26 protein-coding genes and 2 pseudogenes are annotated in these 26,346 nt (G+C 64.6%); 13 read left to right on the top strand and 15 right to left on the bottom strand.

All coding sequences use genetic code 11. The annotated features are described in order from the left end of the window. Positions 1-14 precede the first annotated feature (14 nt). The 3 genes from AU072_RS07800 to AU072_RS07790 form a co-directional block, all read right to left on the bottom strand. Positions 15-1,487: an MFS transporter gene (locus AU072_RS07800; RefSeq protein ID WP_064413235.1), complete on the bottom strand. Its 1,473-nt coding sequence runs from the start codon at positions 1,485-1,487 to the stop codon at positions 15-17. A 76-nt stretch (positions 1,488-1,563) separates the two neighbouring features. Next, positions 1,564-2,430: an alpha/beta fold hydrolase gene (locus AU072_RS07795; protein WP_064413234.1), complete on the bottom strand. Its 867-nt coding sequence runs from the start codon at positions 2,428-2,430 to the stop codon at positions 1,564-1,566. A gap of 62 nt (positions 2,431-2,492) precedes the next feature. Next, positions 2,493-2,921 (bottom strand): MerR family transcriptional regulator, encoded by a 429-nt coding sequence (locus AU072_RS07790; protein WP_064413233.1) that lies wholly within the window; start codon positions 2,919-2,921, stop codon positions 2,493-2,495. A 46-nt stretch (positions 2,922-2,967) separates the two neighbouring features. Between AU072_RS07790 and AU072_RS07785 the strand changes: the two genes are divergently transcribed. The 3 genes from AU072_RS07785 (at position 2,968) to AU072_RS07775 (ending at position 5,281) form a co-directional block, all read left to right on the top strand. Then, positions 2,968-3,582: a class I SAM-dependent methyltransferase gene (locus AU072_RS07785; RefSeq protein WP_064413268.1), complete on the top strand. Its 615-nt coding sequence runs from the start codon at positions 2,968-2,970 to the stop codon at positions 3,580-3,582. Positions 3,583-3,720: 138 nt separating this feature from the next. Further along, positions 3,721-4,422: an SDR family NAD(P)-dependent oxidoreductase gene (locus tag AU072_RS07780; protein WP_064413232.1), complete on the top strand. Its 702-nt coding sequence runs from the start codon at positions 3,721-3,723 to the stop codon at positions 4,420-4,422. Between the two features lie 37 nt (positions 4,423-4,459). After that, positions 4,460-5,281: a thioesterase family protein gene (locus tag AU072_RS07775; RefSeq protein WP_064413231.1), complete on the top strand. Its 822-nt coding sequence runs from the start codon at positions 4,460-4,462 to the stop codon at positions 5,279-5,281. A 9-nt stretch (positions 5,282-5,290) separates the two neighbouring features. Here AU072_RS07775 and AU072_RS07770 read toward each other — a convergent pair whose 3' ends face one another. Continuing rightward, the gene (locus tag AU072_RS07770) at positions 5,291-5,692 is read right to left on the bottom strand and encodes a hypothetical protein (protein WP_064413230.1); all 402 of its coding nucleotides are present in this window, start codon (positions 5,690-5,692) and stop codon (positions 5,291-5,293) included. Between the two features lie 147 nt (positions 5,693-5,839). On the opposite strand from AU072_RS07770, the gene AU072_RS28275 reads away from it, so the two are divergent. The 4 genes from AU072_RS28275 (at position 5,840) to AU072_RS07755 (ending at position 9,579) form a co-directional block, all read left to right on the top strand. Next, positions 5,840-5,992: a hypothetical protein gene (locus AU072_RS28275; RefSeq protein WP_165595592.1), complete on the top strand. Its 153-nt coding sequence runs from the start codon at positions 5,840-5,842 to the stop codon at positions 5,990-5,992. Between the two features lie 614 nt (positions 5,993-6,606). Then, positions 6,607-7,710 (top strand): tyrosine-type recombinase/integrase, encoded by a 1,104-nt coding sequence (locus AU072_RS07765; RefSeq protein WP_235629993.1) that lies wholly within the window; start codon positions 6,607-6,609, stop codon positions 7,708-7,710. Next, the gene (locus tag AU072_RS07760; RefSeq protein ID WP_064413229.1) at positions 7,707-8,054 is read left to right on the top strand and encodes a helix-turn-helix domain-containing protein; all 348 of its coding nucleotides are present in this window, start codon (positions 7,707-7,709) and stop codon (positions 8,052-8,054) included. The genes AU072_RS07765 and AU072_RS07760 overlap by 4 nt, the downstream gene beginning before the upstream one ends. A gap of 76 nt (positions 8,055-8,130) precedes the next feature. Then, entirely contained in the window at positions 8,131-9,579 is a 1,449-nt protein-coding gene (locus tag AU072_RS07755) for a hypothetical protein (protein WP_064413228.1), read from the top strand. Between the two features lie 158 nt (positions 9,580-9,737). On the opposite strand, the gene AU072_RS07750 is transcribed toward AU072_RS07755, so the two are convergent. Together AU072_RS07750 and AU072_RS07745 are read right to left on the bottom strand one after the other, a co-directional pair. Continuing rightward, a complete protein-coding gene (locus AU072_RS07750; protein WP_064413227.1) occupies positions 9,738-11,399 on the bottom strand; it encodes a UvrD-helicase domain-containing protein in 1,662 nt (553 codons plus the stop codon). Beyond that, positions 11,396-13,288 carry a DNA replication/repair protein RecF gene (locus tag AU072_RS07745; protein WP_217266011.1) on the bottom strand — a complete coding sequence of 631 codons (1,893 nt, stop codon included), beginning with the start codon at positions 13,286-13,288 and terminating at the stop codon, positions 11,396-11,398. Before AU072_RS07745 ends, AU072_RS07750 begins: the two co-directional genes overlap by 4 nt. A 146-nt stretch (positions 13,289-13,434) precedes the next feature. Here AU072_RS07745 and AU072_RS07740 point away from each other — a divergent pair, with 146 nt between their 5' ends. Beyond that, positions 13,435-14,166 carry a hypothetical protein gene (locus tag AU072_RS07740; RefSeq protein ID WP_235630304.1) on the top strand — a complete coding sequence of 244 codons (732 nt, stop codon included), beginning with the start codon at positions 13,435-13,437 and terminating at the stop codon, positions 14,164-14,166. 377 nt (positions 14,167-14,543) lie between these two features. After that, positions 14,544-15,008: pseudogene (locus AU072_RS07735) on the top strand (IS110 family transposase); the annotation flags it as partial. Between the two features lie 939 nt (positions 15,009-15,947). Here AU072_RS07735 and AU072_RS28135 read toward each other — a convergent pair. The 6 genes from AU072_RS28135 to AU072_RS07705 all read right to left on the bottom strand — a co-directional run bounded on the left by AU072_RS28135 (position 15,948) and on the right by AU072_RS07705 (position 19,831). Continuing rightward, on the bottom strand, positions 15,948-16,748 hold the full coding sequence (locus AU072_RS28135) for a hypothetical protein (protein ID WP_133147264.1): 801 nt from the start codon (positions 16,746-16,748) through the stop codon (positions 15,948-15,950). A 453-nt stretch (positions 16,749-17,201) separates the two neighbouring features. Beyond that, positions 17,202-17,756: an RES family NAD+ phosphorylase gene (locus AU072_RS07720; RefSeq protein WP_064413224.1), complete on the bottom strand. Its 555-nt coding sequence runs from the start codon at positions 17,754-17,756 to the stop codon at positions 17,202-17,204. Then, the gene (locus AU072_RS28775; RefSeq protein WP_268874532.1) at positions 17,757-18,215 is read right to left on the bottom strand and encodes an antitoxin Xre/MbcA/ParS toxin-binding domain-containing protein; all 459 of its coding nucleotides are present in this window, start codon (positions 18,213-18,215) and stop codon (positions 17,757-17,759) included. A 351-nt stretch (positions 18,216-18,566) separates the two neighbouring features. Then, positions 18,567-18,878: a type II toxin-antitoxin system PemK/MazF family toxin gene (locus AU072_RS07715; protein WP_064413223.1), complete on the bottom strand. Its 312-nt coding sequence runs from the start codon at positions 18,876-18,878 to the stop codon at positions 18,567-18,569. Further along, positions 18,871-19,101 carry a hypothetical protein gene (locus AU072_RS07710; RefSeq protein ID WP_064413222.1) on the bottom strand — a complete coding sequence of 77 codons (231 nt, stop codon included), beginning with the start codon at positions 19,099-19,101 and terminating at the stop codon, positions 18,871-18,873. Before AU072_RS07710 ends, AU072_RS07715 begins: the two co-directional genes overlap by 8 nt. Positions 19,102-19,168: 67 nt before the next feature. Further along, complete coding sequence (locus AU072_RS07705) at positions 19,169-19,831, bottom strand: DUF4304 domain-containing protein (RefSeq protein WP_064413221.1); 663 nt, start codon at positions 19,829-19,831, stop codon at positions 19,169-19,171. Positions 19,832-19,950: 119 nt separating this feature from the next. Between AU072_RS07705 and AU072_RS07700 the strand changes: the two genes are divergently transcribed. Beyond that, positions 19,951-21,660 (top strand): GMC family oxidoreductase, encoded by a 1,710-nt coding sequence (locus tag AU072_RS07700; protein WP_064413220.1) that lies wholly within the window; start codon positions 19,951-19,953, stop codon positions 21,658-21,660. Positions 21,661-21,750: 90 nt separating this feature from the next. On the opposite strand, the gene AU072_RS27515 is transcribed toward AU072_RS07700, so the two are convergent. After that, positions 21,751-21,867, bottom strand: a complete 117-nt coding sequence (locus AU072_RS27515) for an antitoxin MazE-like protein (RefSeq protein WP_082680681.1) — start codon at positions 21,865-21,867, stop codon at positions 21,751-21,753. Between the two features lie 145 nt (positions 21,868-22,012). Further along, the gene (locus tag AU072_RS28270) at positions 22,013-22,156 is read right to left on the bottom strand and encodes a hypothetical protein (protein ID WP_165595594.1); all 144 of its coding nucleotides are present in this window, start codon (positions 22,154-22,156) and stop codon (positions 22,013-22,015) included. A gap of 139 nt (positions 22,157-22,295) precedes the next feature. Here AU072_RS28270 and AU072_RS07695 point away from each other — a divergent pair. From AU072_RS07695 to AU072_RS07685, 3 genes and pseudogenes are all read left to right on the top strand, one after another. Then, positions 22,296-22,805, top strand: a pseudogene (locus AU072_RS07695) (TetR family transcriptional regulator); the annotation flags it as partial. 38 nt (positions 22,806-22,843) lie between these two features. After that, on the top strand, positions 22,844-23,665 hold the full coding sequence (locus AU072_RS28130) for a C39 family peptidase (RefSeq protein ID WP_133147263.1): 822 nt from the start codon (positions 22,844-22,846) through the stop codon (positions 23,663-23,665). A 288-nt stretch (positions 23,666-23,953) separates the two neighbouring features. Then, positions 23,954-24,868, top strand: coding sequence for an MBL fold metallo-hydrolase (locus tag AU072_RS07685; protein ID WP_064413218.1), 915 nt, complete (start codon positions 23,954-23,956; stop codon positions 24,866-24,868). Here AU072_RS07685 and AU072_RS07680 read toward each other — a convergent pair. Next, on the bottom strand, positions 24,862-26,199 hold the full coding sequence (locus AU072_RS07680) for an FAD-dependent oxidoreductase (protein WP_064413217.1): 1,338 nt from the start codon (positions 26,197-26,199) through the stop codon (positions 24,862-24,864). The two genes, AU072_RS07685 and AU072_RS07680, sit on opposite strands and share 7 nt — an antisense overlap. Between the last annotated feature and the right edge of the window lie 147 nt (positions 26,200-26,346).

Raw genomic sequence — 26,346 nt, 5'->3', positions numbered from 1 at the left:
GCCGGCTGGCGGGGTCACCCCCACTCGTGGTTCATGGCACGCGTTTCGTAGCGCGCCTCCACGGAATCCATCGGCGGTGACGACGGACGCGACACGGCGATCAGCACCAGCGCGAGCGTCGACGTGATCGCCCCGCCCAGAAATATCGCGACGAAGCTGTTCTCCATCGGCACGCCCGTTCCGGGCACCGACCGGCTGAGCAGCATGGCGACCACCGCTGCCGCGATCGAACTGCCGATGGTGCGTGCTATCGCGTTCATGCCCGTTGCCACGCCGGTTTCGCCGGCGTCCACCTCGCTGACGACCAGCGCGGGCAGCGCGCCGTAGCCCAGGCTGATGTAGGCGTTGGCGAGGATGCTCGCGACGATGATCTGCCAGGTGTGCGAGTGCACCAACGCGACGAACAGGAATCCGGCGATGCCGGCGATCGCCGCCACGAGGAGCACCGGTCGAGCGCCGAAGCGCTCGATGAACCTGCCGCTGACCAACGCGACGACGAAGCCGGTGAACGCGCCGGGAAGCAGATAGACCACGCTGGCTTCCAGCACGGTCGCGCCGAAGCCGTAACCCGCTGCCTCGCGCGGTATTTGAACGAAGAGCGTCAACCCGAGGAACGCGAAGTACAGCCCCATGCCGACGAAGATCGTCGCGACGTTGGTGAGCAGGATCGGTCGCCGGGTGAGCATCGACGTCGATACCAGCGGTCGGCTGATGTGACGCTCCCACCACCACCAGCCGGCCAGCACCGCCACTGCACCCAGAACGCAGCCCAGGGTGGCAGGCGATGCCCAGCCCCACGTCTGGCCCTGGCTGATCGCCAACAGCAGCGCCGACAGTCCCACCGCCAAGCCCACCGCTCCCAGCCAGTCGATCGATCCGGCAACGTGGCGCGGCCGTCGTGGCACCACCAGAAGCACGATCGCGATCACGGCCACGGTGAACGCGGTCGTCAACCAGAACACCCGGTGATAGCCGGCGTCGCCGGTCATCAACAGTCCGACCACGACGAGTCCGGTTCCGCCGCCGAATCCCAGCGTGCCGGACAGCACCGCCATCGCCGACATCAGACGATCGGGGGGCAGCTCCTCGCGCAGAATCGCGATGCTGATCGGGTAGAGCGCGAACGAGGCGGCCTGAAGCACCCGGGCGACGATGAGCAGTTGCAAAGACGACGTGACGGCCGCCAGCAGTGATCCGGCCAGCACGACGACGAGCACGCCGAGCAGGACCCGGTGCTTGCTGTGGAGGTCGGCGAGCCGGCCCAGTAGCGGTGTGGCCGCGACGGCGGCCAGCAGGTTGGCGGTGACCGCCCAGCTCACGCCGACGATGGACGCGTCGAGTTGGTCGGCGATGATGCCGAGCACCGGGACGACGGCGGTCTGCAGCACCGCGACGGTGAGCACCACGATGGACAACCCGGCGACCAGTAGGCGAGGGGAGCGTGCGCGACCGATCGTGGGCGATTGCGCCGCGCCGGTCCCGACCACAACCGCTCCGATCCTTAGATGACCTTCCGTTTCGTCGATTATGTCTGCGCGTTCCTCGGGCACCCGTCGGGGGCGGCTACGGTTCGCTGTGGACGACGGGTTGGGCGGTGGTGCTGATGAAATCGTCGAGCAGATCCACCACGGCGTTCGGCCGCTCGACGTGGGCGAAATGCCCGACACCCTCGAGCACTTCCACCCGGCATTCGGGCCGCGCTTCGTGCGCCGCGTAGGCATGGGCGACGGGGATGATCCGGTCCTCGTCGCCCCAGATGGCCATGATGGGCAACTCGTTGGCCACGTGCAGACGGTTCAACGCGCTCACCGCTTGGCCGCGATAGTCGACGACCGAGCGCAGGGTGCGAAGGAAGGCATGGCGCGTCTGGGCGTCCGCCAGCGAGGAATAGGCACTCCACATCTCCGCACCGCGTGGCGACTGAATGCCGGCCGTGCGGAACCAGCCGCGCAGCTTGTTGCCGACCGTGAGAACCGGTGGGGGTGCGATGGCGGGCAGGATGAACTCGGCTCCCGGCGCGGACAGCAGGCGAAGCGTCCAGCCGACGTCGGGGCCCAGGCCGCCGCTGCTGATCAGGACGAGGCGCTGGCAGTAGTCGGGATGCTGGTAGACGAACTGCATGGCCACCCCGCCGCCGAGCGACTGGCCGACGATGGTGGCCTTCGAGACGCCGAGTTCGTCGAGCAGGTCGCGCAGCCACACCGCGAATGCGCCCAGCGAGTAGTCGCCGCGGGGTTTGTCCGATTGGCCGTGCCCCAACAGGTCGGGCGCGATCACGCGGTACCGCCGCGACAGCTGCGGGATCACCGCCCGCCACGTCTCCGAACTTCCGGCCATCCCGTGGATCAGCAGCAGTACTTCCGCGCCGCTGCCGACGTCTCGGTAGGCGACGCGATCGCCGTGCAACTCCAGATAGTCCATCTCGGTCATGAGCGTGGTCCCTCCCGGTAGGCATCTATACCCGGATCGGGACGCACATATCGCTCGGACGGTCAGGGATCGGCGTGTTCGGCGGCGAGTTGCTCGACCGATACGCCGTCCACCAGCCGGTCCAACGCACGGGTCATCGTCGGGCATTCGCGGGCGGGGTGCTCGGAGGGGCAGTGCAGGGCGTGCGTGAGGAACTGCTGGGCTCCGCGCGCCTGCGTGATCACGTCGTCGAGCTGGCTGATCTGCCGGCGCACGAGTTCGCGCCACTGCGGACTGGGCGCGTCAAGGACGGCCGCAGCGGTGTCGAGCGGCAATCCCAGCTTGTTGAAGATCTTCAACAGTGCCAGGCGGCGCAGTTCGTCGGCTCCGTACATGCGACGCCCGGCCTGCCGATTCGGGGGACGAACCAGGCCCCGTTCGTCGTAGTAGCGCAGCGTCGACGGCGCCATCTGCAACCGGGCGGCGGCCTCGCCGATGGGGATCGCGTCCATGCCGCCATTTGACTTCAAGCCGACTTGAAGCGGCAAGCTTGTGATCATGACCGCAGCCGAGAACCTGCCCGTCAACCATCACGCCGACCATCCCGGCTTCTCCGGCCCGATGGGTGCGCTGGTCGGGCTGGTGTTGATGCTCATGGGGCGGCCGAGCGCCCGACTTGCGGCGGACCTCACTGAGGTGTCGGCCGCCGACACCGTCGTCGACATCGGGTGCGGGCCCGGTTCTGCGGTCCGTGAGGCCGTCCGCCGCGGTGCGGTGGCGACGGGGGTCGATCCGGCGCCGGTGATGCTTCGGCTCGCCCGCGTGTTCACACCTGACGGTTCTGTCGTGTGGACGACGGGGACCGCCGAGCGCGTGCCTTTGTCGGACCGGTCGGCGACGGTGGTGTGGTCGCTGGCGACCGTGCACCACTGGCAAGACGTTGGCGACGGGCTCAGCGAGGCGGCTCGGCTGCTGGTTCCCGGTGGGCGCCTGCTCGCCATTGAACGACAGACGAAACCGGGTGCGACGGGCCTGGCCAGCCACGGGTGGACGCGCCGGCAGGCCGACGCGTTCGCGGAGCTGTGCCATGCGGCGGGTTTCGTGGACGTGACGGTCGGCGGCCACAAAGCGGGGCGGCGCGACGTGTGGGCCGTCCGTGCCGTTCGTCCCTGAGCGGCCGCGGCCGACCTCCGGCGCCGAGTGTGCGTCTGCTAAACCTGAAGAGTGCGCGTCAGCGCACGATGGGCCTGCTGACACCTCGCCGATCGCCCTAACACGTTCTCTGACAGGACATTACGGAAGGACTAGCGAATGAAGACAGCGGTCGTCACCGGCGGCGGCTCGGGGATCGGACGCGCGATCGTGGAAAGGTTGCGCGCCGACGGTCACCGCGTCGCCACGCTCGACCTGGCGCCGAGCGACGAGGAGCTCGCCTTCACCGCGGATGTCACCGATCGCGGTCAGGTCGACGTCGCGCTGTCGGCCGTCCGTAGCCAGCTGGGGCCGGTGGCGATTCTGGTCAATGCGGCGGGCCTGGACGGGTTCTCGCGGTTCGCCGACATCACGTTCGAGCAGTGGCGGCGCGTGGTCGACGTCAATCTCAACGGTGTCTTTCACTGCGTGCAGGCGGTATTGCCGGACATGGTGGACGCCGGTTGGGGTCGGATCGTCAACATCTCGTCGTCGAGCACGCATTCCGGTGCGCCGTACATGGCGCATTACGTGGCGGCGAAGTCCGCGGTGAACGGGCTGACGAAGACGCTGGCGCTCGAATACGGGGTGGCGGGTATCACGGTGAACGCGGTGCCGCCGGGCTTCATCGACACACCGATGCTGCGGGCAGCCGAGTCGCGGGGCCATCTCGGTGACATCCAGGCGACGATCGACGCGACCCCGGTGCGCCGCATGGGTAAGCCCGAGGACATCGCGGCCACGTGCGCGTTTCTCGTTTCGGAGGAGGCCGGCTACATCACCGGTCAGATCATCGGCGTCAACGGCGGCCGCAACACCTAGCTGAGGCGCGTCCGAAGCCTTGTGCGAGGATCCGCAGATGAGCACTGACCCCGCGTATTTCACGCCGACGGCTGACGGCGCATTGATGCCGTCGATCTTCGCCCAGAGCCACTGGGGCAACGATCACCTCAATGGCCCGGCCATCGTCGGGTTGGCCGCGCAGGCGCTCGAGAAGGATTGCGGTTCTCCGGAGTTCATGCCGACGCGAATTACCGTCGACCTGTTTCGGGCGGCGCGCAACCTACCGACGACCGTCGAGGTCCGGGTGATTCGTGACGGCCGCCGGGTGCGGAATGCGGAATGCGAAGTGGTGCAGGACGGTCGGCCGGTCGCACGTGCCACGCTGGTGCAATACCGACGATCGGTCGCGCCGCCCGGGGAGGAGTGGACCGCGCCGGTCGATGCGCCGCAGTTGCCGACTCCGGATGGGGAACTCGTACCGTTCATCGGTAGCGATGAGGGCGGTTGGACGCGATCGCCGGAGGCTCATCAGAACACTTCCCGAAAGCAGTTCTTCTATGCGAGCCCGAACATCGTTGCTGGAGAACCGGTCTCGCCGTTCGTCAGGGCGGTCAATGTAGCAGAGTCGACGAGCTTGGTGACCAACCTAGGCACCGAGGGAATCGGCTATATCAACGGTGACCTCACGGTGGCGTTGTCGCGCTTGCCGCTCGACGAGTGGATCATGGTGCAGGGTGATTCGCATTGGGTCGCCGACGGAATCTCTGTCGGCACGGCGACGCTGTTCGACCGGCGGGGCCCATTCGGATCCGGCATGGTGACCGCGGTGGCGAACCCGGCCGCGCAGATCGACTTTCGAGGGCGGCCGTTCCCGCGGGGTGAGATCAACTACGAGTGACCGGCTTTGTCAGGGCTTCTTGCGGGTGCGTCCGCCGGAGGGCTTCTTGTCTGACGGCTGGGTCGAGGTCCGAGACGCGAACCGGCCCACTGTCGCAACGCCGGGGATTCGACCTACGGCATTGTAGACGTCGTTGCCGGTGGCGATCAGTGCCTCGAGTTGCGGCACGATCGCGTCCATGGTCCGGATCATCGGATCGGCCAGTGCGAGATAGCGTTCCGCGCGGTCGATCGCCGCATTGAGACGCTCCGTGGCCGCGGCCATGTTCTCGATGAGATCCGGCACCTGGGCCATCATCTGGAGCGATGCGGGCGGGATGCGCATCGCCTCGGTGGCGACCGTTTGAGCGGTCTCAGCGGCCGCCTGTGCAGCCTCTCTGATTTCTTTCGGGGTGGGAACCTTGGGGCTCATGTGACAACGATCCCGCACAGTGACCGGGTTGTCCGGTATTTGCCATGAACGATTCGCCCGATGGACAGGGCGGCGCGCCGGGGAGCGCGCTATTTGTCACGTGACGAAAATATCGTCTGCCAGGAAGGATAGCGGGGGACCGGCGACGTGTCGGGTGGTGTGGTCGAAACTGTGCCGGGCGCCTTCCATGGTTTCGATCTGTTCGCACCCAAGGCTGGGGTTGCTCGTCACTTCTTCGAGGCCAATGCGCGGCGCTACGAGAGCACCTCGATCCGTCGTAGTGTCGAAACCGACTCGTAGTGAGCATCTTTCGGGGTGCAGCGACACCATAGTATTTCGTCACAGTGACGAAATACTATGGGCTAGCCGGGGAAGCCCGGGGGCCGTCGATGCCAGTCGGACCGGCGGTCGAGGCCGCGGTGTGACTTAGTTGATGGCTGGCTTGGTGGCGACGTCACTAACGGGTTGATCGCACGTACCTGATGCACCGAATCAACCCGTTAAGGGAGTCGGCGGGCGGAGCACGTGGCGTGAACGGGTCGAGTTCTGGTGCCCGCCGGTCGTGACGAGGAATGCATCCTGCATCTACATCCGACCTGGATATTCACATCCGACCTGGTTATTCAAACGCCGATAAGCCACATTATGTCAAGTTAACGTCGCCGTTTTCATCAGATGAATCATGCTGCACCCGAAGTGCCCCTCGCCTGCCGCCTCGGACAGATATGTCCAAAGCGCCTCGACACCAACGGCTTACGGCAGGTTGACGAAATTCTAGCGCCGCCGTTCCGGTGCCACTGTCGCGACACGTGTCGACGAAGCTTCGTTTCACGTTGGACCTACCAGCGCCGATGTGGTAATGATTCACTAGTTGATTCAATGATGCATCAGATGAGACGGCTTTGGAGGCTGAATTGCCCGTCGACAAGAGCGGTCGGGTGTTCCTGGTGGGCTCGGTCCCGCTGCTGCATCCCGAGGTCCAGACCGTCGAGGAAATGCTGGACGGCTGGCGCAACCAGCAACTGTGCCGCAACCTCGACCACGACACCATCGATGGCCGTATCGGGCTGGTTCGTCGGTTCATCGCACACACCAACGAATACCCGTGGTCCTGGACACCGGCCATCGTGGAGGAATTCTTCGCCGATCTGCGTGGCATCAAGGGCCGCCGCCAATCCACAGTCCGCGGGTATCAGAATGGCCTGCGGTTGTTCTGCTCCTATATCGCTGACCCGGACTACGGCTGGGACCGAGTCTGCGAACAACGCTTCGGTACGCACCCGGCTCAGGTGTTCTTCGCCTGGAACACTGCTACCCACGTTCAGGACAACGAGCAGGATCCGGAGAAGCGCCCGTTTACCAAGCAGGAGCTGCAGGACTTCTTCGACCACGCCGACGACCAGGTGACGCTGATCGCCAACACCAAGAAGAAGGGTTGGCTGCCGGCGTACCGGGATGCGGTGATGTTCAAGGTCGCCTACTCCTACGGCGTGCGGTTCAACGAGCTGCGTCACCTGCAGACCGTCGACTTCTCCCGCAACCCGCACGCCCCGGAATTCGGCCGCTATGGCGTGGTGAAGATCCGCTACGGCAAGGCCAAGAAAGGCTCCCCACCAAAACGCCGCACCGTACTGACGGTGTTCGACTGGACGCCGGACATCATCACCGACTGGCTCACCCACGGCCAGCCCCACCTCGACGACGGCATCGACCTCTTTCCCAGCGAGCGCGGCGCCTTGGTCGCCGAACGGACCCTGCTACGCCGATTCCGGCGATACTGCAACGACCTTGAGCTCTCCGCCGGCCTGGACCTCCACTCTTTCCGGCGCTCCTACATCACCCACCTCATCGAAGACGGCTGGGACGCCAAGTTTGTCCAAGACCAAGCCGGCCACGACTACGCCAGCACCACCTCGCTCTACACCGGCGTCTCAAGCGACTTCCGCACCCGCACGCTGCGCCGCGTCCTCGACCAGACCGTCAAAGACGCTCTCTCCCTCGGCGAGGAGACGTCGTGAAACGCGACGTCGACTACACCTGGCGCCTCGCCGAGCTGATGGCCGCCCACGGCATGCACAACAGCACCGACCTCATCCCCCGCCTGGCCGAACGCGGCATCCATCTATCGCGTCCCCAGGTCTACCGCATCGTGCACCAACGCCCCGAACGCGTCGCCCTGCAGCTGCTGGCCGCCCTATGCGACATCCTCGGCTGCGGCGTCGAAGACCTCGTGACTGTCACCGCCACCGATGCCCGGAAGAAGAAGACCGCCTCGGGCGCCACTGCACCGCCCAACGTCGTCGAACTCAACAAGTCCATCCGGCCTCGACGAGCGCGCGTCATCACCGATGGCAATGATTAACCCCACACCGCGATCCACAACCCGTGGGCGACCACGCGTCACCACGGGGGTCTTTGAATGCAGCCGATGCCACCGCATGGCCAACAAGCTGCGCGTCCACTGGCCCGGAGATCAGCTGTGCCACGGCTGCTTCTACACCGCGATGCGCACCCACGGCATCTGCCCCACGTGTGGACACAATGGCGTCCTCCCCGGACGCCGCAACGGCACCGACCCGCACCCGGTCTGTCTGAGGTGCGCCGGTATCCCTCGAGACTTCACTTGCAAAACCTGCCATGGCGAAGGCGAGATCTATCGCTCTGGCCAGTGCGCCCGCTGCGCCCTGCGCGAGGACCTCTGCAAGATACTGCTGCACCATCCCGCCGACCGCGCCGCCATGCAAACGCTGATCGAAGTGCTCTGTGGCGTCGACCGACCCGAAAGCATCTTGACCTGGAAACGCAACATCCAAGTACTGGAGCTGCTCGGCGGAATCACCTCCGGCGCCATCCCGCTAACCCACGACGGCCTCACCGCTGCAGGATCCGGCCGTCATATCGATCACCTGCGCAGCCTGCTGCAACACCACGGGCTGCTCCCTCAACGCGATGAGCACTTGGCACGCTTTGAAGTCTGGTTGGCCGACAAACTTGACGCGATCGACTCCCCAGCTGTGCGCGCCTCGGTTGAACAGTTCGCGATCTGGCACCATCTGCGACGGCTCCGCAGTGAATCGAGACCCGGTCAATCCTCCGATGGCCCAAAGCGTTCCGCCAAACAAGAAATCACTGAGACCATCAAGTTCCTGACCTGGCTCGAACAGACTCATCGGCGCACTGTCGCCGACTGCGCACAACAAGACGTCGACGAGTACCTCGCCTCAGGACCTACCACCCGTCATTCGATCCGCACTTTCTTCATCTGGGCCAAGAAGAGCAAGTTGAACGTGTCGGTGCAGATCGGCTTCAGACAGGCGAAAACAACCCCCACAATCACGCAAGACCAACGACTGGCGTGGCTCAAAGAACTGCTCACCGGCGACTCGGAAAGTCTTCCCTACCGCGTCGCCGGCGTGCTGCTGTTGCTCTATGCTCAGCCGCTGACCAAGATTGCCGCCCTGCAAACCACCGCGGTCTCCCAAATCGCTGGAGAGACCCGTATCGCCTTGGGCAAAGACCCTGTGCCCGTTCCAGAGCCATTCGCCGCGCAGCTGAACTACCACCTTCGCCACCGCCCCAACCTGCGCACCGCCGGCGGAGCCGTTGGCACACCCTGGCTCTTCACCAGCAACCGACCGGGCCGACACATCGACCCACAATCGATCATGCATCGCCTTCGAGCACTCGGTATCAACCTGCAGGGCTCACGAAACACAGCCTTGCGAGAACTGGTGTCCGCGATGCCCGCTCCCCTCGTCGCCGAAATGCTCGGCTACAGCGATCAAGTCACCCAGAAACACGCCGCCGAGGGCGGCAACACCTGGGCGAAGTACGTTCGACGCGATCCTCAAAACTCGGACGCTTCTGAACAACCGGGACTTTGGTGACGGAGCCCATCGTTCTCTTCTCCTCTCGACAGTCCTGGAAATCAATTCGATTGGCTATTTCAGTAGCGTGCACCGGGATTCGTAGGAAAGTCCTCGATCCCGCGCATGCTGCATCTGCTCCTGGGGGCAGCGCATTCGGCGGCACCGGCGGTACCGGGTCAGCCCGCAGGCGTCATCTCCTCGACCACTCGATCGTGGGTGTCGATGAGCGGCGACCACAGCGGATGCACTCGGTCGGGAACCACGAGGTGTGCGCGTCGACGTGCCCGGGTAAGGACCACGTACAGCAGCCGCGACAGCGTCGGGTAAGGGGGGCCCTCTTTGCCGTGGTATTCGTCGTCCTGCAGTAGCAGGATCGTCACGTCGGCCTCCCTCCCCTTTGTCTGATGCAGGTTCATAACCTGCACGGGGTGCGGTCGCAGTCCTGTGTTGCCCACCAGCGCGGCATGGCGCAATTGCTCCAACTCCGCTTCGACCGCGCTGAAGGGCTCGCCGTCGCGGAGGTGCCGCAGCGCCGCTCGCATTCGACGGGCGGCCAGGGTCCACGTCTCCTGACCGCGGTGTGTCCCTAGACGCGCGTAGGCGCCCGAGACGACGTCGCCGAGCCGGTCGACGTCCAATGGGGTCGACGCCGCGAGAAGATCGCCGGTCAGGTCCGACAGAACGCGTTCGAACGCGGGGTTCGTCCCCTGCAGGATCTGTTGGACCAACGGAGTGCGCGCCCGGTGGTTGGCGGCGACGTACACCGCGAGCGCCGATCGGCCGGGGACGCCGCAAAGTGCGTAACGGAGCATGGCTGCCTGCGCGTTCAGTGCCTCTCCGTACGCCTCGGACAGCCCTACCTGCTCGTGACGTACGCCATGCTCGGTCAATGCGTCCGATAGTTCCGTCGTCGCGGCGTTGGTGTGCGTGAACACACTCACGGTGTGCCGCGCCGAGCGTTCGGCGGCGATGATTTCCATCGCGGTCTCGTACCGGGCCGTGGCCCCGCTTCGGGTGACGACGAGACGCCTGCTGGTCACGGCACCAATCAAGGCGGCGTCGTGGAACCGCCGTTCGCGCGCCGCGTCGGCTGCCGCCGGCAGCACGCCCGTCGGGTCGCGATGGCTGGTGACCGGCAGGTCTATGCGGACCGCGTCGGGAAGTCGTAGGGCCTCTTCCACCCGTCGCTGTGGGTCGATTCGCTTCATCTCGGCGTAGATGCACTGGTTGACGTCGCCGAGCAGAATTCGGCGCGATGTCGGCGCGACGGCCTGCGTGAACCGCCACTCCTCGTCGCTGGTGTCTTGGAACTCGTCGCAGATCACCAGGGCGTAGCGGCGGCGGTAGTAGGCGGACACCGCGTCGTTGCTGAGGATGTCGAGTGCCAGCGGAATGAGCTGCGCGTAGCGCAGACTGTCGGTGACGGCGCCCTGTACCCGGTACTCCGCCTCCGACTGGATCCGCAGCGGCGGAGGATAGCCGTACGCCGCGCCCCAGTCGGTGACGACGCGCCACGCGAACCCGTGAAAAGTGACGACGTCCATGCGGTTGAGCAACGGCCCTACCACGGGCCCCGCCCGCTCGACGACCTGTGCGACCGCGGTCCGTGAGAAGGACAGGAGGAGCACTCTGGCCCGCGGCGGCAACGGCGACACCGCCTTGTTGATCAGCATCCTGCGACGCAGCGCATCGCGCGACGCGTCGTCGGCGCGGATGAGGGCCGCGGCCGCCGCAGCGGCCGTTGTCGTCTTACCCGTGCCGGCTCCCCCCAGCACGATAGTCACTGCCGCCGTCGACTCGATCACATCGTTCTGCGTTCCGACCGGGATGTAGGTCACGGCGCCGCTCCCGCGCCCGTCGCGCCGGGCGAAGGCAGATCGACACGACGCGGCCCGCCGTAGGTGGCGGACGCCACACGGCTCACGGCGGCGAGAGCCTCCTCGATGATCGGAGGCAGCGCGCCCGAACTCTCGACCAGGGCGTCGAGGAACTGCTCGTGCAGACCCTTCTTGTGAAGAACAGGCGAAACGGCCTTCGACAGATCGCCGTCGGACATGCCCGAGGACGGATCGGGAATTCCGTACGCCGGCAGCACCCCCGCGGCGGCGCGGAGGTGTACGGCGTCGACACCGGACTGCAGCGCCTGTTCGATCGCGGTCTTGGGAGGGAGTCGGACGACGACGTCGCACGCGGCCTCGATGTCGGCCAGCACTGTCTCCGAGGTCTTGTCCGGATCGCGGTCGATGAGCGCGACGACGCGAAAGCCCAGTGCTCGCGCGAGATCCGCCACTCTCGGGATCTGACCGGTTCCGCCGCCGGAACCGTTGTCCGCCGATACGAGACGGACACCCACCGCCGCCAGAGTCGAGCGCGCGGCTCCCAGGTGCCGGTCCGCCGCGGTGAAGGTCGTCAGGTCGTGCGGGCCCTCCACGATCGCGACTACCGGCGCCGTGAGCGCGGGCAGCAGTTGAGTGTGCACGAGGCGCCGCACCGCGATCTCCTTCCGGTCGATCGGCGCCGCGAGCTGGTGGTGGCTCCGAGCTCCCTTGAGGCGCGCGAGCCGCACCAGTTCGGCGGGAGTGAAGGCGCGTGCCACTTCCGGCCGCCGCGTTGACAGCCACACCTGCGCGGCGGCGGCGCGCAACGATGCGGCCAGATGTTCGGAGGTGGCCGCGTCGAGCCCATCGCCGAAATCGTCTCCGAGCACGACGGCGCGATCGGTGGTGGTGGCGAGAAGCAGCGCCTCGGCCGCGGCCAGGACCGCCGATGTCGTCGACCCGTGGTTGGACAGGCCTAGCAGTCCCGCGTCGTCGAGTTCCAGCGCCGGCTGCACTGTGCGCAGCAGAGCCGACAGCGAGCCGTCCTCCGGCTGAAACCGCACCGCCTTGGCCGTCATTGGCGTCCCGGTGAGGTGGTAGGAGAGATTCCCAACCTGCAGGACGTCGTCGACGGTCGCCGAGATTGTGGGATGCGCCGCGAGTGCGGCCGTCGCGGTGGCCACCGACTGCTCGAGCGCGCGGAACGCCTCGGACGCGCCCTCGGCGTCGCGCTCATCGACCAGCCGTCGCAGCGCACCCTCGGCTCTCAACTGCAGCGGGCGCTGCGCCGAGAGGACGATGACGGGCAGTGCCCGCCGGGTCGCACCGGGAACCCGCGCATACTGCGCTGCCGCAGGATCGCTACGAGCCGGGTAGTAAACAACGTGGTCGAGACCGTCGGCGATCGGGTCGTAGGTGACGCGATAGCAGAGCCGCACCCCGAGTTTCGCGTCGAACGCCGCGTTGCCGCTGTCGTCGATCTGGTCGTCGACGTCGAGCGGTTCGAGGAACCCGTCGCACAACTGTTCCAGCTCCGCGTCGAGGTCGACCAGGGTCACCTCGACTTCGGCGTAAGGCGCCAGGCCCGGTACATCTGCGGCGGTCCCGCCGACCGGCCCGGCTGCCGCCGCATCGGCGGCCTGATCCTCGGGAGGGGTCGGCGGCGCACCGGAGCCGTCCGGTTTGGACGCGTCATCGGCCGTCGTAGAGGCGCCGCTCCGATGCCGTCGGATGTCGGTGAGCGACGGCTGCACGCGGATGTACGCGGGATCCAACAGTCTCATGAGCGCGGCAATCATGTCGCTCCGACCCGATCTGGGAACGCCCGCGAGCACCACGTGTCCCTCGGGTCGAAGATCCAGCTCCGACCAACCGCGGAAGTCTTTCAGCCGCAGGCGCGAGACGCGCACATCACCCTCCTCGATTGTCCCAGGGGCCCCCGACGCGCCGGTACCTGGAATGACAAGTATGTAATACCGGCGTACCTTGGGCATCTTCGCCTGGTGCCGATCATCCGGTGGAGTACCGGAAAGACCAAGTAATGCAAGTTGAGCAGTTGTTCGTCGAGACCCTTATCGACATCAGGCAGAAACTCAGCAGCAACCCCTCCGAGTACCAGCTGCTGAAGGTCTCCAGCCTGCTACGGCAGATCCTCCTGGAGAACCTTCTAGAGGACGCGAGCATGGCAACCTCGATGGTGGCCAAGTTTCGCGTTGTCAAGCCGAATCCGTACCAACCCTCCGCCGAGCTCGACAAGTCCTGGGCCGCGATGCACGCCGTCCACCCTGACACGAAACGAGTGAACATCGGCGCAGGGTTCCAAGGTGGGCTCATGAGAGGCGAGCCCTCTGAGCCGGGCGAGCAGGTGCTGGAACTGACGCGCAAGGACTTTCTTGCCCACCCCATTGGCTTGACGTTGAGTGACGTTCAGTACTCCGTTGAGAGCGTGTTGCGGGTGGCTGCGAATAGCCTTGGCGGCACCCACAATGATGGGAAGCCCAACCGAAATCCGGAGGCAGAGGAGCTCCGCCAGTACATGGAATCCGGTGGGGCGCAGTGGTTTGGCAGGTCAATGCCTTCAGCCTTTGTGTTTGAGATCGCGGGCTGCACGTTGCGCGCATGCGAGCCACTGGCGAACGAACTAGCCCGACTCGGCCTATACGCGCCAGCGGTGAGTGAGTGGACGTTGGACAGCGAAGACAAGGGGTGTACCGCAGGTCTCGACGCAATCATCAACGGAATGTCCGCTGGCACAAAGTTCTTCGTGGAAGTCCATCCTGTGCCTTAGTCGGGCCACTCAGCGCCGCCGGTCCCGAAGACGCTGACCGGGGCCTCGGCTGCACGCTGCCCGAGTCGGCTCGCGTGCCGCCGCCAGGTTCCTCACGCGAGTGCCTAATGGGTACGGATCGGTAAGTCGCTGACGGATCTTGCTCGGTGAGCGGGATGCTGGTCACTGAGCCGCTGGTCGGTGAGCACTGTTGTCGCCTGGAGTGATGGTCGATTCCTAGGGCTAGATCGTGCCCCGGCTGGTTGGTGAGGTCGCCTGTAGCGCTGATGGGATGTCGTGCCGGTTAGAGCACTGATCCATTAGGTCGCCGCCGGGTGTCCTTGGGCTCTGACAAGTACAGCACCGACGAGCACCGGGAGGCGGGGAGGCGGATGGCACTGATTTTTCTAGGAGATGACTGGGCCGAAGAGCAGCACGACGTATATCTGATGGATGAGGCCGGTAAACGGCTTGCCGCCAAACGGTTCCCCGAAGGGCTGAGCGGAATCCGCGGGTTGCACGCGTTGATCGCCGAACATGCCGAAGAGCCCGGCCAGGTCGTCGTCGGGATCGAAACAGATCGTGGATTGTGGGTCGATGCCCTGGTTGCCGCTGGGTATCAGGTGTTCGCGATCAACCCGTTGGCCGCGGCCCGTTACCGCGACCGCCACCACGTCTCGGGTGCGAAGTCCGATCCCGCCGACGCCAAACTGCTGGCTGATCTAGTGCGCACCGACCGGCACAACCACCGCCCGGTCGCCGGCGACAGCGACGCCGCGGCAGCAGTGAAAGTACTGGCCAGGGCCCATCAGAGTTTGATCTGGGCACGGACCCGACACACCAATATGCTGCGCAGCGCTCTGCTCGTTTCAGCGGTGGGCGAAGTAGTTGCCGCGGTCTGGGTGTCGCCTGACGAGCGACTCCGTCATTACGTCATTCCGTGGCTGCCGTCCTGGAAGATTGTGCTGGAATGGCTGGCACAGCAAGCCATTCCAGAATTCGTCCCGTCAGCGGTACGCCGAGTCCACACCAATCTCGGTGAAGACCCTGCGCTGCAGACCGAAGCCGAAAAGTCGGCATTGGCTGCGCGGGTCGAACTCGACGAGCAATACCGGATACAGCGCGAGCAGCTCGATCAGACACTCCACGAAGCCCGCGCCGCAGCAGACGAGGTGCGCTTCGATCTGTTGTACAGCAGATCCAAACCTCTTGAGGATGCTGTCGCGGCAGTGCTGACGGACGCCGGGATGACAGTTGTCCCACTCGACAGCGACCTCAAGAACACGGCAAGCGCTGACCTGCTTGTCAGCTACCAAGCTCGACGGCGCCTGGTCGAGGTCAAAAGTGAGTCCGGAAACGCCTCCGAGAAACTCGTCGGAGATGCGCGAAAACACCTCGACACCTGGTCCGGTCTCCGACCAGACGTTGAGGTTGAAGGCGTCTCGCTCATAATCAACCATCAGATCAAAAGCTATCCTGCCGACCGCTCCGACCAGGCGTACACAAGACCGGAGTTCGTCGAGTCCTTGACGATCCCGGTCACTACGACCACGGTGCTTTTCGACGCATGGCGCCGCCGCGATCTCGACGCTATCCGGACGGCAGTGTTCGGGGCCGCTACCCCACACCCTGACCATCCTGCCGTCGAGCCCGAATCGCAGCCGGCAGTCGCCGTACCCCGGTCCCCTGCGCGCACGCGCCGCCGATGGCCGTGGACTCGAACCTGAAATCGTTGATGCCCTGCCGGTCTAAACCTGCGGTATAGGGGTGCGGCGGCCGCCGCCGGGACGTGACTAGCTGGCCTACCACTGGTGATCGGAGAAGGCCGCGAAAGCCTCAGCCGTATTTGGTGTCACGTCGATGTACCTGAGGAATTCGCGGCCTAGGGCACTGACGAAGCCGGACCACACGCCCAGTTCGACGGAGCCGGTGAATCGCCAGTCCTCAAGATCTCCAAGAAGTCTCAGACTCGCCTCGCGATCCTCGTCGAATGCAGAAACTAGTTCTTCCAGGAGCGCGTCGCGCATGTATCCGGTCCACCATGGCAGTGGCGGCTCCGCAGTCGCTCCGTGTTCTTTCCTGAATCGCGACTCCATACGGTCAGCTACAGCGCCTTTGCGGATCCCGCGGATTCGGAGACCTCGTGCAGGGTCATCGAGATACAACAGCAGGCGGAGGTGTTCAGGTACGCAGGAGTCGACTATGGATACGAAGCGTCGCTCGAGATCTTCCCCCGGGCTTCGGCCGCTTGCTGTGTTCATGACGGCATTACGAAGGGCCAAACGTTTCGCTTCGCGGCCGGTGCCCTGGATTGCCCGGCTTGCATGAATTAACACGTCCAAGAACTGCTCGTCGCTCACCAACGCTTCCCAGTCAGGAGCTTGATCCCGCGCTTGCAAGTCCGAGATCCCGCGTGCGACCTGTTCGAACCACGTGTCCATTCGCTTCTGATATGGGGCGCCAATCACGAGGTGGGTTATCTCGACAAGACTCGGTCCGGCAACCGGCACGATCCCGGTGGCGCCGGCGATCGCAGACTCAACTACCTGCGACGCACCTCGTGTCGGTGGGTCCGGAAAGCGTTCTTGCGGGTCGTCGGTCATTGGCTAAGAGCCTAGATATAACCCGTCTGGCGCGGACAAGAATCACACAGGTGACTCCCCACATGGAACGACGCCGACCAAAGGAACCCGCCACTCGCGTGGGCACCAGGACCATCATGCTTCCTACTTTGGCGGAGCCAAGTTGAGGTGCTGATCTCACTCCCATTCGCTTGTGCCAGCAAATGAATCGGACTCAGATATCGGCTGGCATATGCCAGACGACCGGACGCCAGCCAGGCCGGCAATCAGGGCTTCTCCCCTGCCGCACTGCAACCGACGTATCGCTGCGCATAATGCTGAATACGACGCAATCGAATATGGCGGGTTACCAGTAAAGTTCGTCGTATTACCCTGCGGTCCCACGGTTTTCGTTCGTTGACGACGATTATGAATACGCCGGTAAGCCCTTGGCGGCGTCAGGTAGGTCGCAGATCCCTTCCGGAGCCAGATTGTCTATAGAGGGCGGTTGAGGCTCTTGGCTGCCGCGACAACGGCTGGATGGTCGAGGTTCAGATGCTCGAGTTCGACGAGCTTGGGCCGTTCCCAGCTAGCGATGACGGTCCAAGTCGGCCGGTGGAAGGACCACCACTGCACCGCCTGCCATTTTCGGTCATCAATGGCAGGAGAACGCTGCGACCAGATCCGGTGCGCCCACTCCGAAGTGACTGCCAGGTTGCGAGTGACGATCTGTGTCGGTCGAAGCCCTAGCTCTACTAGGCGGTGCGGATCATCAAGGTCGCAAATGCGCAGATCGTCGGGCAGTTCATACAGTCCGAGCGTCTTCCGTGCACCGGGTACTGCCGGAAAATCGAACATTGAGTCGATCCAGCGCGACAGGTTGCCGAACGCCTCGCCGCACGCGGCTTCGGATTGGCGGGCCACGTACCACACGTAATAGTCGGGGTGGTCAGCCCGGCCACCGCGCTGCGGGCGGTGTTCATAGAGAGGATGCCCCGGCTCGCCGAGCGGAGCCGCTTCAAGGTAGGGAAAGACGCGATATACCAGCACTCACGCCGCCCCGCCCCACATCTCTGCGTCAAGCGCTTGAAGGACCCGAGAGGCTCCTTCGGTTATTAGAACATCAAGCGGTCGGGCTCCCCCGAGGAAGGCGTTAGCGCTTTCCATCCAGATACGCGCTGAGTCGCCACCCCACACCAAGCGCGCGCGCGAATACACATGTTCTAGATCAATTAGCGCCGGAGCTGCGGCGGGGCCAGGACGCTCTTCGCCTGATGCCCATCGGGAGGTCTGCGATGGGCTGACGCCAATCAACTTCGCCAGCTGTGCACGCGAGAACACGTTCGCGAGGTACAGGACCCGCTGTTCAGACAAGGGATCATCAGCCGCCACCCGGCCCTTCCGGGCCCCGACTACGGCCGCCCTTGCTGTGGGCGCCCTCTTCACCGGAGCTCTGACGGCCACCTTCTTCGACGCACTCTTAGCGCCGCCAGCCTTCTTTGTAGCCATATCATCACTCTACCCAATTTTTTTCGTGGGCTGCAACGTGAGAGCAACTGGGCCCCGGCATAGGCGGGAAGTCTCGCCACTCGATCCGAGCAAACCGAAGGATCACTGATGCACCAGCCGATCGCACACGCTTCAGCGAACTAAGTTGCCTCAAAACCTCTGCAGGGGCTCTCCGGTTGATCAGGCTGCAGCCACGCGGGCGATCAGTGCCGCTCCTCCACCACATCTCAAGTGATGCATCGCTGCGTATCGGGAGGAATACGGCGGAATCGAATATGGCGGGTTACCAGTAGGATGTCAGACCGTACTGCCAGACTCTCCCTTTGGATCAGCCGGGTGACGGCGCCGATCTCATAGATCGAGAACGACGCGTAGGGCCGCATCAACGCGGCGCATCTCTTCGAAACTGAGGAATCCGACGCTCTTGCCGAGTCGACTTGGGTCAACCGACGCGGTCTGCTCGGCAAGTACTCGGGTGTTCACGCCGGCGATTTCAACCTCGGGTCGGAAGCTGGCGGCACGAGCCGACGTGGACGTCGGTGCGACCAGCCAGGTCGACAACGGCACGTGCTCCGACTGGATTACTACGGCGTATCGGGAACCAGACTGCTCGTGGCCACGACTCCCCCACGGGGCGTGTAACCGAAAGACCTCACTACGCACGCAGCGTCTCCATGTCGCGCAACACCTGCTTGGCCTCAGTGCGGTCGGACTCGTCTTCGGCAAGCCTTTCCGCCTCGGCGCGAATCGTCGCTTTGGCCTTTCGGCGTGCGGCATCGATGAGAGCAGATCGAACGGCTGCGGACACAGCCGTGCCATCTCTCGTTAAAACTTCCAGCGCCTTAGCGGTCTCGTCGTCCGGCCGGAAGGTAATCGTGTCAGCCACAGCAACAGCGTACGACGTTTTGTAAGACAATCGCTGGTTCCGGGTGTACCACCGCCGTCGCGAAGGCTCATACCTGCATCGGCTCGAGCAATCCGCGCTTCCGCAGCTCATCCGCCCAACGTCCAGCGGCCGTGCTGATGCTGCGACGGAAGATCGACCAACGTTCTTGATGGCCGAAGCAATCGTGCAGCCGTGTCACGTATTCCGTCAGCGTGTCGATGTCATCAATTGCAGCCAGGTACCGGCAGGTCTTGTCATATTCGATGAGCAGGTTGTTGTCGACTGCGTATCGCACCAATTGTTCTGTGGTGCTTATCCGTTCCATCTCAACCAGTACCAAGTCAAAGCCGTCGCAGAGCGCGTCGGCGAACTGCCGCATGTCGGTGCGACGGTCGAACCGCACCTCGTATGGCAGATCGGGCACCAAGCGCTCCCAACGACGTTGCAGCAGCGAACCTTTGAGGGGATGTCGCACTCGCTCGTATCCAGGACATGCGGCGTCGACCTCGACTGATCTGATACCGACATTGACGAAGAACCCGTGCCACGACATCGTGCCGTTGTGCCAGTCGGGCTGAAGGTCGATCATGTCGTAGAGCGGTCCCCGCTCCCGCTTGAAACTGCAGTCCGATATGCCAAAGCCGCGTGCACGTAGGAACGGTCCGACATCGGCGGAGATTACCGCCTCGTAGGTCCGCTGCAATGAATCGTTGACTGCCCCCTCGCCCATGACTCAAGGCTAAGGCGGCGGCACCAGACTTCAGCGCACCAATTTTGGCGCTAGCAAGGCAGGCGCGACCATGCCCGACGCTGAGTGCGAAAACCACCTTGCGCGTTAATGTGGTAGCGGTGAGATCCAGGGGCCATCAAGGAGTTGGATTTGATGCCGAATTCGACTACATCGTCGTGGGAGCGGGCAGCGCAGGCTGCCTGCTCGCCAATCGGCTCAGCGCCAACCCCGATCATCGTGTGCTCCTGATCGAGGCCGGCGGCAAAGACAACTGGTTCTGGATCAAGGTGCCGGTCGGTTATCTGTACACCATTGCCAACCCCCGCACCGACTGGTGCTTCACCACCGAACCCGACCCAGGCCTGGCTGGCCGCAGCATCATCTACGCACGCGGTCGCGTGATCGGCGGCTGCTCGTCGATCAACGCGATGATCCACATGCGCGGGCAGGCAAGCGATTACGAGCTGTGGGCGCAAGCCACCGGAGACGAGCGCTGGCGTTGGGGCGGCCCAGACTCTCCCGGCGAGACACTGGCGATCTACAAAGAGTTGGAAAACTACTTCGGCGGAGCCGACGACTGGCACGGCGCTACAGGCGAGATTCGGGTCGAACGGCCGCGCGTGCGCTGGAAAATACTGGACGCCTGGCAGGCCGCCGCAGCCGAGGTGGGCATCGAGCCGATCGACGAGTTCAACCGCGGAGACAACTCCGGGAGCGCCTACTTTCATGTCAACCAACGACGCGGCCGGCGATGGTCGATGGCCGATGCCTTCCTCCACCCCGTCACCCACCGCCCCAATCTCACCGTTTACACGCAGACTCAGGCTCTCCACCTGCTGATGGACGATCAGGTCCGCGACGATCAGCGTCGCGGCGCCTGGACCACGGCCCGGAACCGTGTTACGGGCGTGCGGCTGCTCAAAGACGGCCAGATCGTCGACGTTCGGGCCCGCCGAGAGGTGATTCTGAGCGCCGGTGCGATCGGCTCCCCTCACCTGATGCAGGTCTCGGGGTTGGGTCCGGCCGGGTTGCTCACCCAGCATCACGTGCCGGTGGTTGTTGATCTGCCAGGAGTCGGCGGAAACCTCCAGGACCATCTGCAGCTTCGAACGGTCTACCGCGTTCGGGGCGCGCGAACCGTCAACACGCTGTACCGGAATTGGATCACCCGGGCGGGCATGGGAATTCAGTACCTGCTGCTGCGATCAGGGCCGTTGACGATGCCGCCGTCCACACTGGGGGCTTTCGCCAAGAGTGACCCCGCGTTGGCCAGCCCGGATATGGAGTGGCATGTGCAGCCGTTGTCGTTGCCGAAATTCGGGGAACCCCTGCACCCCTTCGGCGCCATCACTCCCTCGGTGTGCAACCTGCGACCCACCTCGCGGGGCTACGTGCGTCTGGTCGATGCAGATCCGCTGACCCATCCGAAGATCAGCTGCAACTACCTGTCCACTGATACTGACTGTGAAGTCGCCGTGCGCGGCCTTCGGATGACGAGGCAGATCATGGCCGCCCCTCCTCTAGCCCGCTACTGTCCGGAAGAAATGCTTCCGGGCTCGCAACTGGTCAGCGACGAAGACCTCCTGACGGCCGCACGTGAATTGGGCACCACCATCTTCCATCCGGTGGGCACCTGCGCGATGGGTGCCTTTGATGCACGCGGTATCCCACGGTCGGCCGCCACGGTGCTCGACACCGACTGTCGCGTGTTTGGCATCGCGGGCCTGCGGGTGGCCGATGCTTCGGCGATGCCCACCATCACTTCCGGGAACACCAACGCCCCGGTCATGCTGATCGCAGAGCGCGCAGCGCGGGCGATACTAAATTAGTTCGGTCGCACTGCTCATACCGCGGCAGAAACCACGGCGTTCACGCCGGTCTCGGACAGCCACTCCCCCGACGACTGCGAACAGAGCGTGTCACCAGAAAAGTTTCGCCGTATTCGACTGCGCCCCCCGGCACCAGACCTGTAGCGGCCGCAGGCCCACTTCTCGCATCCGCCCGCGACACTCGCTGACCCTCTCCCTCGCAGCCATGCCGGAACGTTACACCTAACGATGTGATTCCCGGCGGTTCGTGAGTTTGACAAGCCGGCAGGCCAAAGAGCATTCAGGCTGCGCCTCCCGGTCCTCGGGGCACAACGACATTGGTAAGCCCACCGATTTACTTGAGTCGTGACCGTCAGTCCTCTTCGTCGTCACGGTGCGCGGCTTCGATCACCTCCGGTGGTGCGGGCTTCTGCAACCAGGCGCGGATCCGCAGTAACCCGCCGGCGACAGCCCCGACCGCGAATACCGCAACCACAATCCAAACCGCAGTGGACATGGATCGATTCTCCGCCCGCGACCGAATATCGAGGCGACTTCCGCAAGGTTGCCGACAAGCCTGTTGAGTCAATGGCCGGAGGCACCTTATCGAGGCGCCGTGGTAGCCCAGAAACGGGTCACCACCCCCTGCGACATAGCGAACGGTGTACCGCTACTTCCCCAATTCTGACGCGTTGCTCATCGCCAGCGCGATGCGTGCCGTGGATGGTTTCATCGATCAGGTCGTCGATCATGTCAGCGGTGTCAACGACCCGGTCACGGCGATCGTCGAATGCGTGTCGTTCGCAGTCGAGACCCTCACCGGCGATCCTCAGCTGGAGGGCCTACTGGCCCGGCGACAGGACGGCGAAGCGGTCACCTCGTTGACCTCCGACACGGCGACGTCATTCTGCCTGTCATTTTTCCATCAGCTCGACGTCGATTGGCAGCTTCACGGTTTCGACAGCACAGCTCTCGAAGAACTCGCCGAAATAACCTTGCGCACATTGCAATCCATGCTGACCGATCCTGGGCAGCCGATCCGCAAGGGCGCCGCACTGCGTGGCTTCGTCGCTCGATGGCTTGGCCCAGCGATCCTCTATCCACGGATAGCCGCGCTGTCGATGGGCGATCGGTTGCCTCGAGGTGCGCGACAGGCGCGTCAATAATGCCCAGGAAACTCACAGGCGTCTGCTAACTTCGCGAGGTGCCACTTCGCCAGCGAAGCGAAAGAAGCCGGAAGGCCTTCGCCGCAACCGTAATCGCCAGTCTGACCATCGTTGCCGGGGCCGCCTGCGGTGGTGGCACAGAGCCCGACGAGTCACCGGCGGCAACAGCCGACGAATCAACGGCGGCTCAACAAGCCGAGGCGAAACCAGAAGATCAACAGGGTCAACTGATCGTCAAAGACGAGGACGGCGATGGCCAGCCCGAGATCACCGGCGGCGTCTATGGAGATCCTGCGGCCGCCCTCCACTACTGGGAGCAACAGACCGAAAGCGACTGCGGGTTGATGGCGACCCGCATGGTGGTCGGCGAGATCACCGGAGCACCGCCCACCGAACGGGAAATCATCGATCTCGCGGCCAAGACTCCGAGCGAGTGCGACCCGGGTGAACCGGTGTATGACGAGAGCATCGACCCCAGTGACGGCGGTGTCGGGCACGGCACCTGCACGACCGACCTTCTGCTCCTGCTCAAGCACTACGGAATCAAAGCCGACTACACCAACGACGACACCGCTGCCAAGGGTGGCCTCGCCACCGGAATGGACGCGTTGGCGGACTATTTGGGTGACGGACGGCAGGCGATTGTGTGCGTGAATTCCAACACCATCTGGGATGGTGACGGCGATCGGACGGGATGCGGTCACCTGGTCACCGTCGCCGCCATCGATTACGACAACGACGCCGTCTACCTCGGCGACAGCGGCGGCGACGACACCAAGGGCGAGCACGTGACCACCGACGTGTTCGAATCCGCCTGGGCTGCCGGAGATCACGAACTCCTGGTCACCGCGCCCCGCTGAGATCACCTGTAGCGCGACCGGTCACAAACGCTGAGGCAAACCGCCCCTAGCAACTGAGCGGCCATCACCATGACCGCGGTCGTCCAGGTCGCCCGCTATCCGAAGGTGCGCGCGACCGTGGCGATCCGCTGTGGACGTCACAACTCCTACATGTAACCGGCACACCGGCAGTCGAACCGTTTCAGGCGCGACAAAGGTTGCGCGCCACCGACTGGATAAATCGCGTCACCTGAAGGCGTTCTCCAGAGATGAGAAGTGATATCCGGTAAGGCCCTCAGGAGGACAGCCATGAGCGTGGACAGCATCTCGGATTTGGGTTCGACGACCCTCGACGAGTTGGTTCCGTCGCGGTACGCGGTGCAGGTCGGTGACATCGAGGTGCTGGTCATCAGCGATGGGGTGCTACCGATCACGGCCCGGACGATGGCGACCAATGCCGACCCGACCGAGTTCGGGAGTTGGCTCGACGACCGGTTCCTTCCCAGAGACGTGCTCGATTGGCCGCTCAACGTGGTCGTGGTCCGCACCGGTGAGCGGACCATCCTGGTCGACGCCGGGCTTGGCGTGGAGTTCCCGGACTTCCCGCGGGCCGGGCAGACGGTCCATCGTTTGGAGGCCGCCGGTATCGATCCCTCGGCGGTGACCGACGTGGTGCTCACCCACCTGCATATGGACCACGTCGGCGGACTGCTCACCAAGGGGCTGAAGGAACGGTTGCGCCCTGATCTACGGGTCCATGTTGCCGCCGCGGAGGCCGAGTTCTGGGAAGCACCCGACTTCTCCCACACCGATATGCCTGCCCCGGTTCCAGATGCGCTCCGGTCGATAGCCTCACGGTTCCTCGACGAGTACCGCGGCCACATGCGGACCTTCGAGACGGAGTACGAACTGGCCCCGGGGGTGCTCGTCGCTCGTACCGGAGGCCACACCCCGGGCCACGCCATCGTCCGCCTCGACTCCGGAGGCGACCGGTTGACGTTCGCCGGCGACGCCGTCTTCGCACCTGGATTCGATAACCCCGAGTGGCACAACGGGTTCGAGCACGATCCAGAAGAGTCGGCCCGGGTACGGATAGAGCTCCTGCGGGAGCTGGCGGCGACCGGCGAGTCCCTGGTCGCCACTCACCTGCCGTTCCCATCGGTGTGTCGAGTCGCGACCGCCGGCGATGTCTTCCGGTGCGTTCCGACCGCATGGGACTACTGACCGTCGCGCCTGCCGTTGGTGATGACCCGCGCCACGTGTCCGGGGCGCATCAGCGTCGTTCCCGGGTCGACCCCGTGCAGCACCCTCAGGAACGTTTCCGTGAGCGCCATGTCTGTCGACGCGGCGGCCATATAGGCGGTGGTGTAGCGGTTGAACACTCGCTGCGGGAACGACCTCCATCCGCTCGCGGGGGTGAAGCCGAAGTCGTTGAGCCGGTTGGCCCACCACAACGGCGCGACCCGCCGTGCGACATCGCCGAAATAGACCTGGCTCAAGGGTTCACCGTCGAAGGCAAGGAACTGTCGAAGGCTGCGGGCCTGCATCAGCGCCGAGGTCATCCCTTGGCCGTACATCGGGTTCAAGCTGCACACCGCGTCCCCAATCGCCAACAGCCCCTGCGGAAACGCGCACAGCTTGTCATAGCGACGCCACACGCTGGTCGGGAAGTGGCGGTGATGCGTCTCCCCCAGCGGCTCGGCGTCGGCGAGTGCTGCGCTGATTTCCGGCGGTACGCATTCGGCCACGGCGGCCAACACCGCCGGCAGTTCGGTGGGAAGCCGGTGTCCGGCGACGCCTATCAGCGTCACGATCATCGTGTCGTTTTCGTAGGCGAGCATGCCGACGCCGGTCGGGCGTTCCAGTGTCGGGCTGACGAAGACCACCTTGTCGTCCAGCGCCCCCGGCGCCATTCGAAAAAGCTGGCTGGCGTAACAGAGCTGCACTGGATACGACCGCTCGGCCGGGCGTGTGAATCCATGCGCCGCAAGGAAAGCCGGTGTACGGGCCGAGCGGCCTGTCGCGTCTACCACGAGATCGGCCGGCACGGTCCACTGTCGGGCACCGCTGCGGTCACCGATACGAACGCCGGTTACCGCGCGATCGCTCAGTACGGGCTCGACGGCATCGTGACCCTCCAGCACTTTGACATTGGGTAGCGCGCAAACCCGTTGGCGAACAACGAATTCCAGCAGCGGTCGACTGGCCGGCTGGACAGGCATCGCATCGGGGTCGGCCAATGCGCCCGTTCGACACAGCGCATGCCCACGGACCTCGACGTATACCGCCGACAGGTCGCGGGTGTCGATGAGCGGTGCGCCGGCCGCTCTCAACTCCTTGATTACCCCGGGCAACATCTCGTCGAGGATCTTCAACCCCGCACTCGTCATCATGTGCAGGTGATGGCCCTGGGGCACGCCCGCCCGCTGCGATGCGTCGGCGGGCAGTTCGTCGCGCTCGACGACGGTGACCGAGTCGTACGCGTCTGCCAGCACTCTCGCGGCGAGCAGTCCACCCATGCTCGCTCCGCACACCACCGCTTCGTGCCTCGCCATCGCGCCCCTCTTCGGCAGGCTGTCCCCCGCAACCGTCGCACAGAGCGCGGCCGATAGTGCGATTTCATCCGCGACCCGCCGGGCCAGCCGTATCGGAACTCACACTCGCGGCCTCTCAGCCCACCGGCACAGCGTTGGCGCCACTGT

The sequence above is a fragment of the Mycolicibacterium novocastrense genome, from assembly GCF_001499835.1.
GTDB lineage: Bacteria > Actinomycetota > Actinomycetes > Mycobacteriales > Mycobacteriaceae > Mycobacterium > Mycobacterium novocastrense.
The sequence above is the reverse complement of the archived record's forward strand: the minus strand, read 5'-3'. Positions and strand labels throughout refer to the sequence as shown.

What these genes read in the sequence shown, in the direction of transcription:
- AU072_RS07770 (WP_064413230.1), bottom strand. Translation starts at nt 5,692, where the DNA reads ATGAGCCCCAAGGTTCCCACCCCGAAAGAAATCAGAGAGGCTGCACAG.
- AU072_RS07795 (WP_064413234.1), bottom strand. Translation starts at nt 2,430, where the DNA reads ATGACCGAGATGGACTATCTGGAGTTGCACGGCGATCGCGTCGCCTAC.
- AU072_RS07775 (WP_064413231.1), top strand. Translation starts at nt 4,460, where the DNA reads ATGAGCACTGACCCCGCGTATTTCACGCCGACGGCTGACGGCGCATTG.
- AU072_RS07755 (WP_064413228.1), top strand. Translation starts at nt 8,131, where the DNA reads ATGGCCAACAAGCTGCGCGTCCACTGGCCCGGAGATCAGCTGTGCCAC.
- AU072_RS07685 (WP_064413218.1), top strand. Translation starts at nt 23,954, where the DNA reads ATGAGCGTGGACAGCATCTCGGATTTGGGTTCGACGACCCTCGACGAG.
- AU072_RS07680 (WP_064413217.1), bottom strand. Translation starts at nt 26,199, where the DNA reads ATGGCGAGGCACGAAGCGGTGGTGTGCGGAGCGAGCATGGGTGGACTG.
- AU072_RS07705 (WP_064413221.1), bottom strand. Translation starts at nt 19,831, where the DNA reads ATGGGCGAGGGGGCAGTCAACGATTCATTGCAGCGGACCTACGAGGCG.
- AU072_RS07785 (WP_064413268.1), top strand. Translation starts at nt 2,968, where the DNA reads ATGACCGCAGCCGAGAACCTGCCCGTCAACCATCACGCCGACCATCCC.
- AU072_RS27515 (WP_082680681.1), bottom strand. Translation starts at nt 21,867, where the DNA reads ATGGCTGCGAGGGAGAGGGTCAGCGAGTGTCGCGGGCGGATGCGAGAA.
- AU072_RS07790 (WP_064413233.1), bottom strand. Translation starts at nt 2,921, where the DNA reads ATGGACGCGATCCCCATCGGCGAGGCCGCCGCCCGGTTGCAGATGGCG.
- AU072_RS07780 (WP_064413232.1), top strand. Translation starts at nt 3,721, where the DNA reads ATGAAGACAGCGGTCGTCACCGGCGGCGGCTCGGGGATCGGACGCGCG.
- AU072_RS28775 (WP_268874532.1), bottom strand. Translation starts at nt 18,215, where the DNA reads ATGGCTACAAAGAAGGCTGGCGGCGCTAAGAGTGCGTCGAAGAAGGTG.
- AU072_RS28135 (WP_133147264.1), bottom strand. Translation starts at nt 16,748, where the DNA reads ATGACCGACGACCCGCAAGAACGCTTTCCGGACCCACCGACACGAGGT.
- AU072_RS28270 (WP_165595594.1), bottom strand. Translation starts at nt 22,156, where the DNA reads ATGTCCACTGCGGTTTGGATTGTGGTTGCGGTATTCGCGGTCGGGGCT.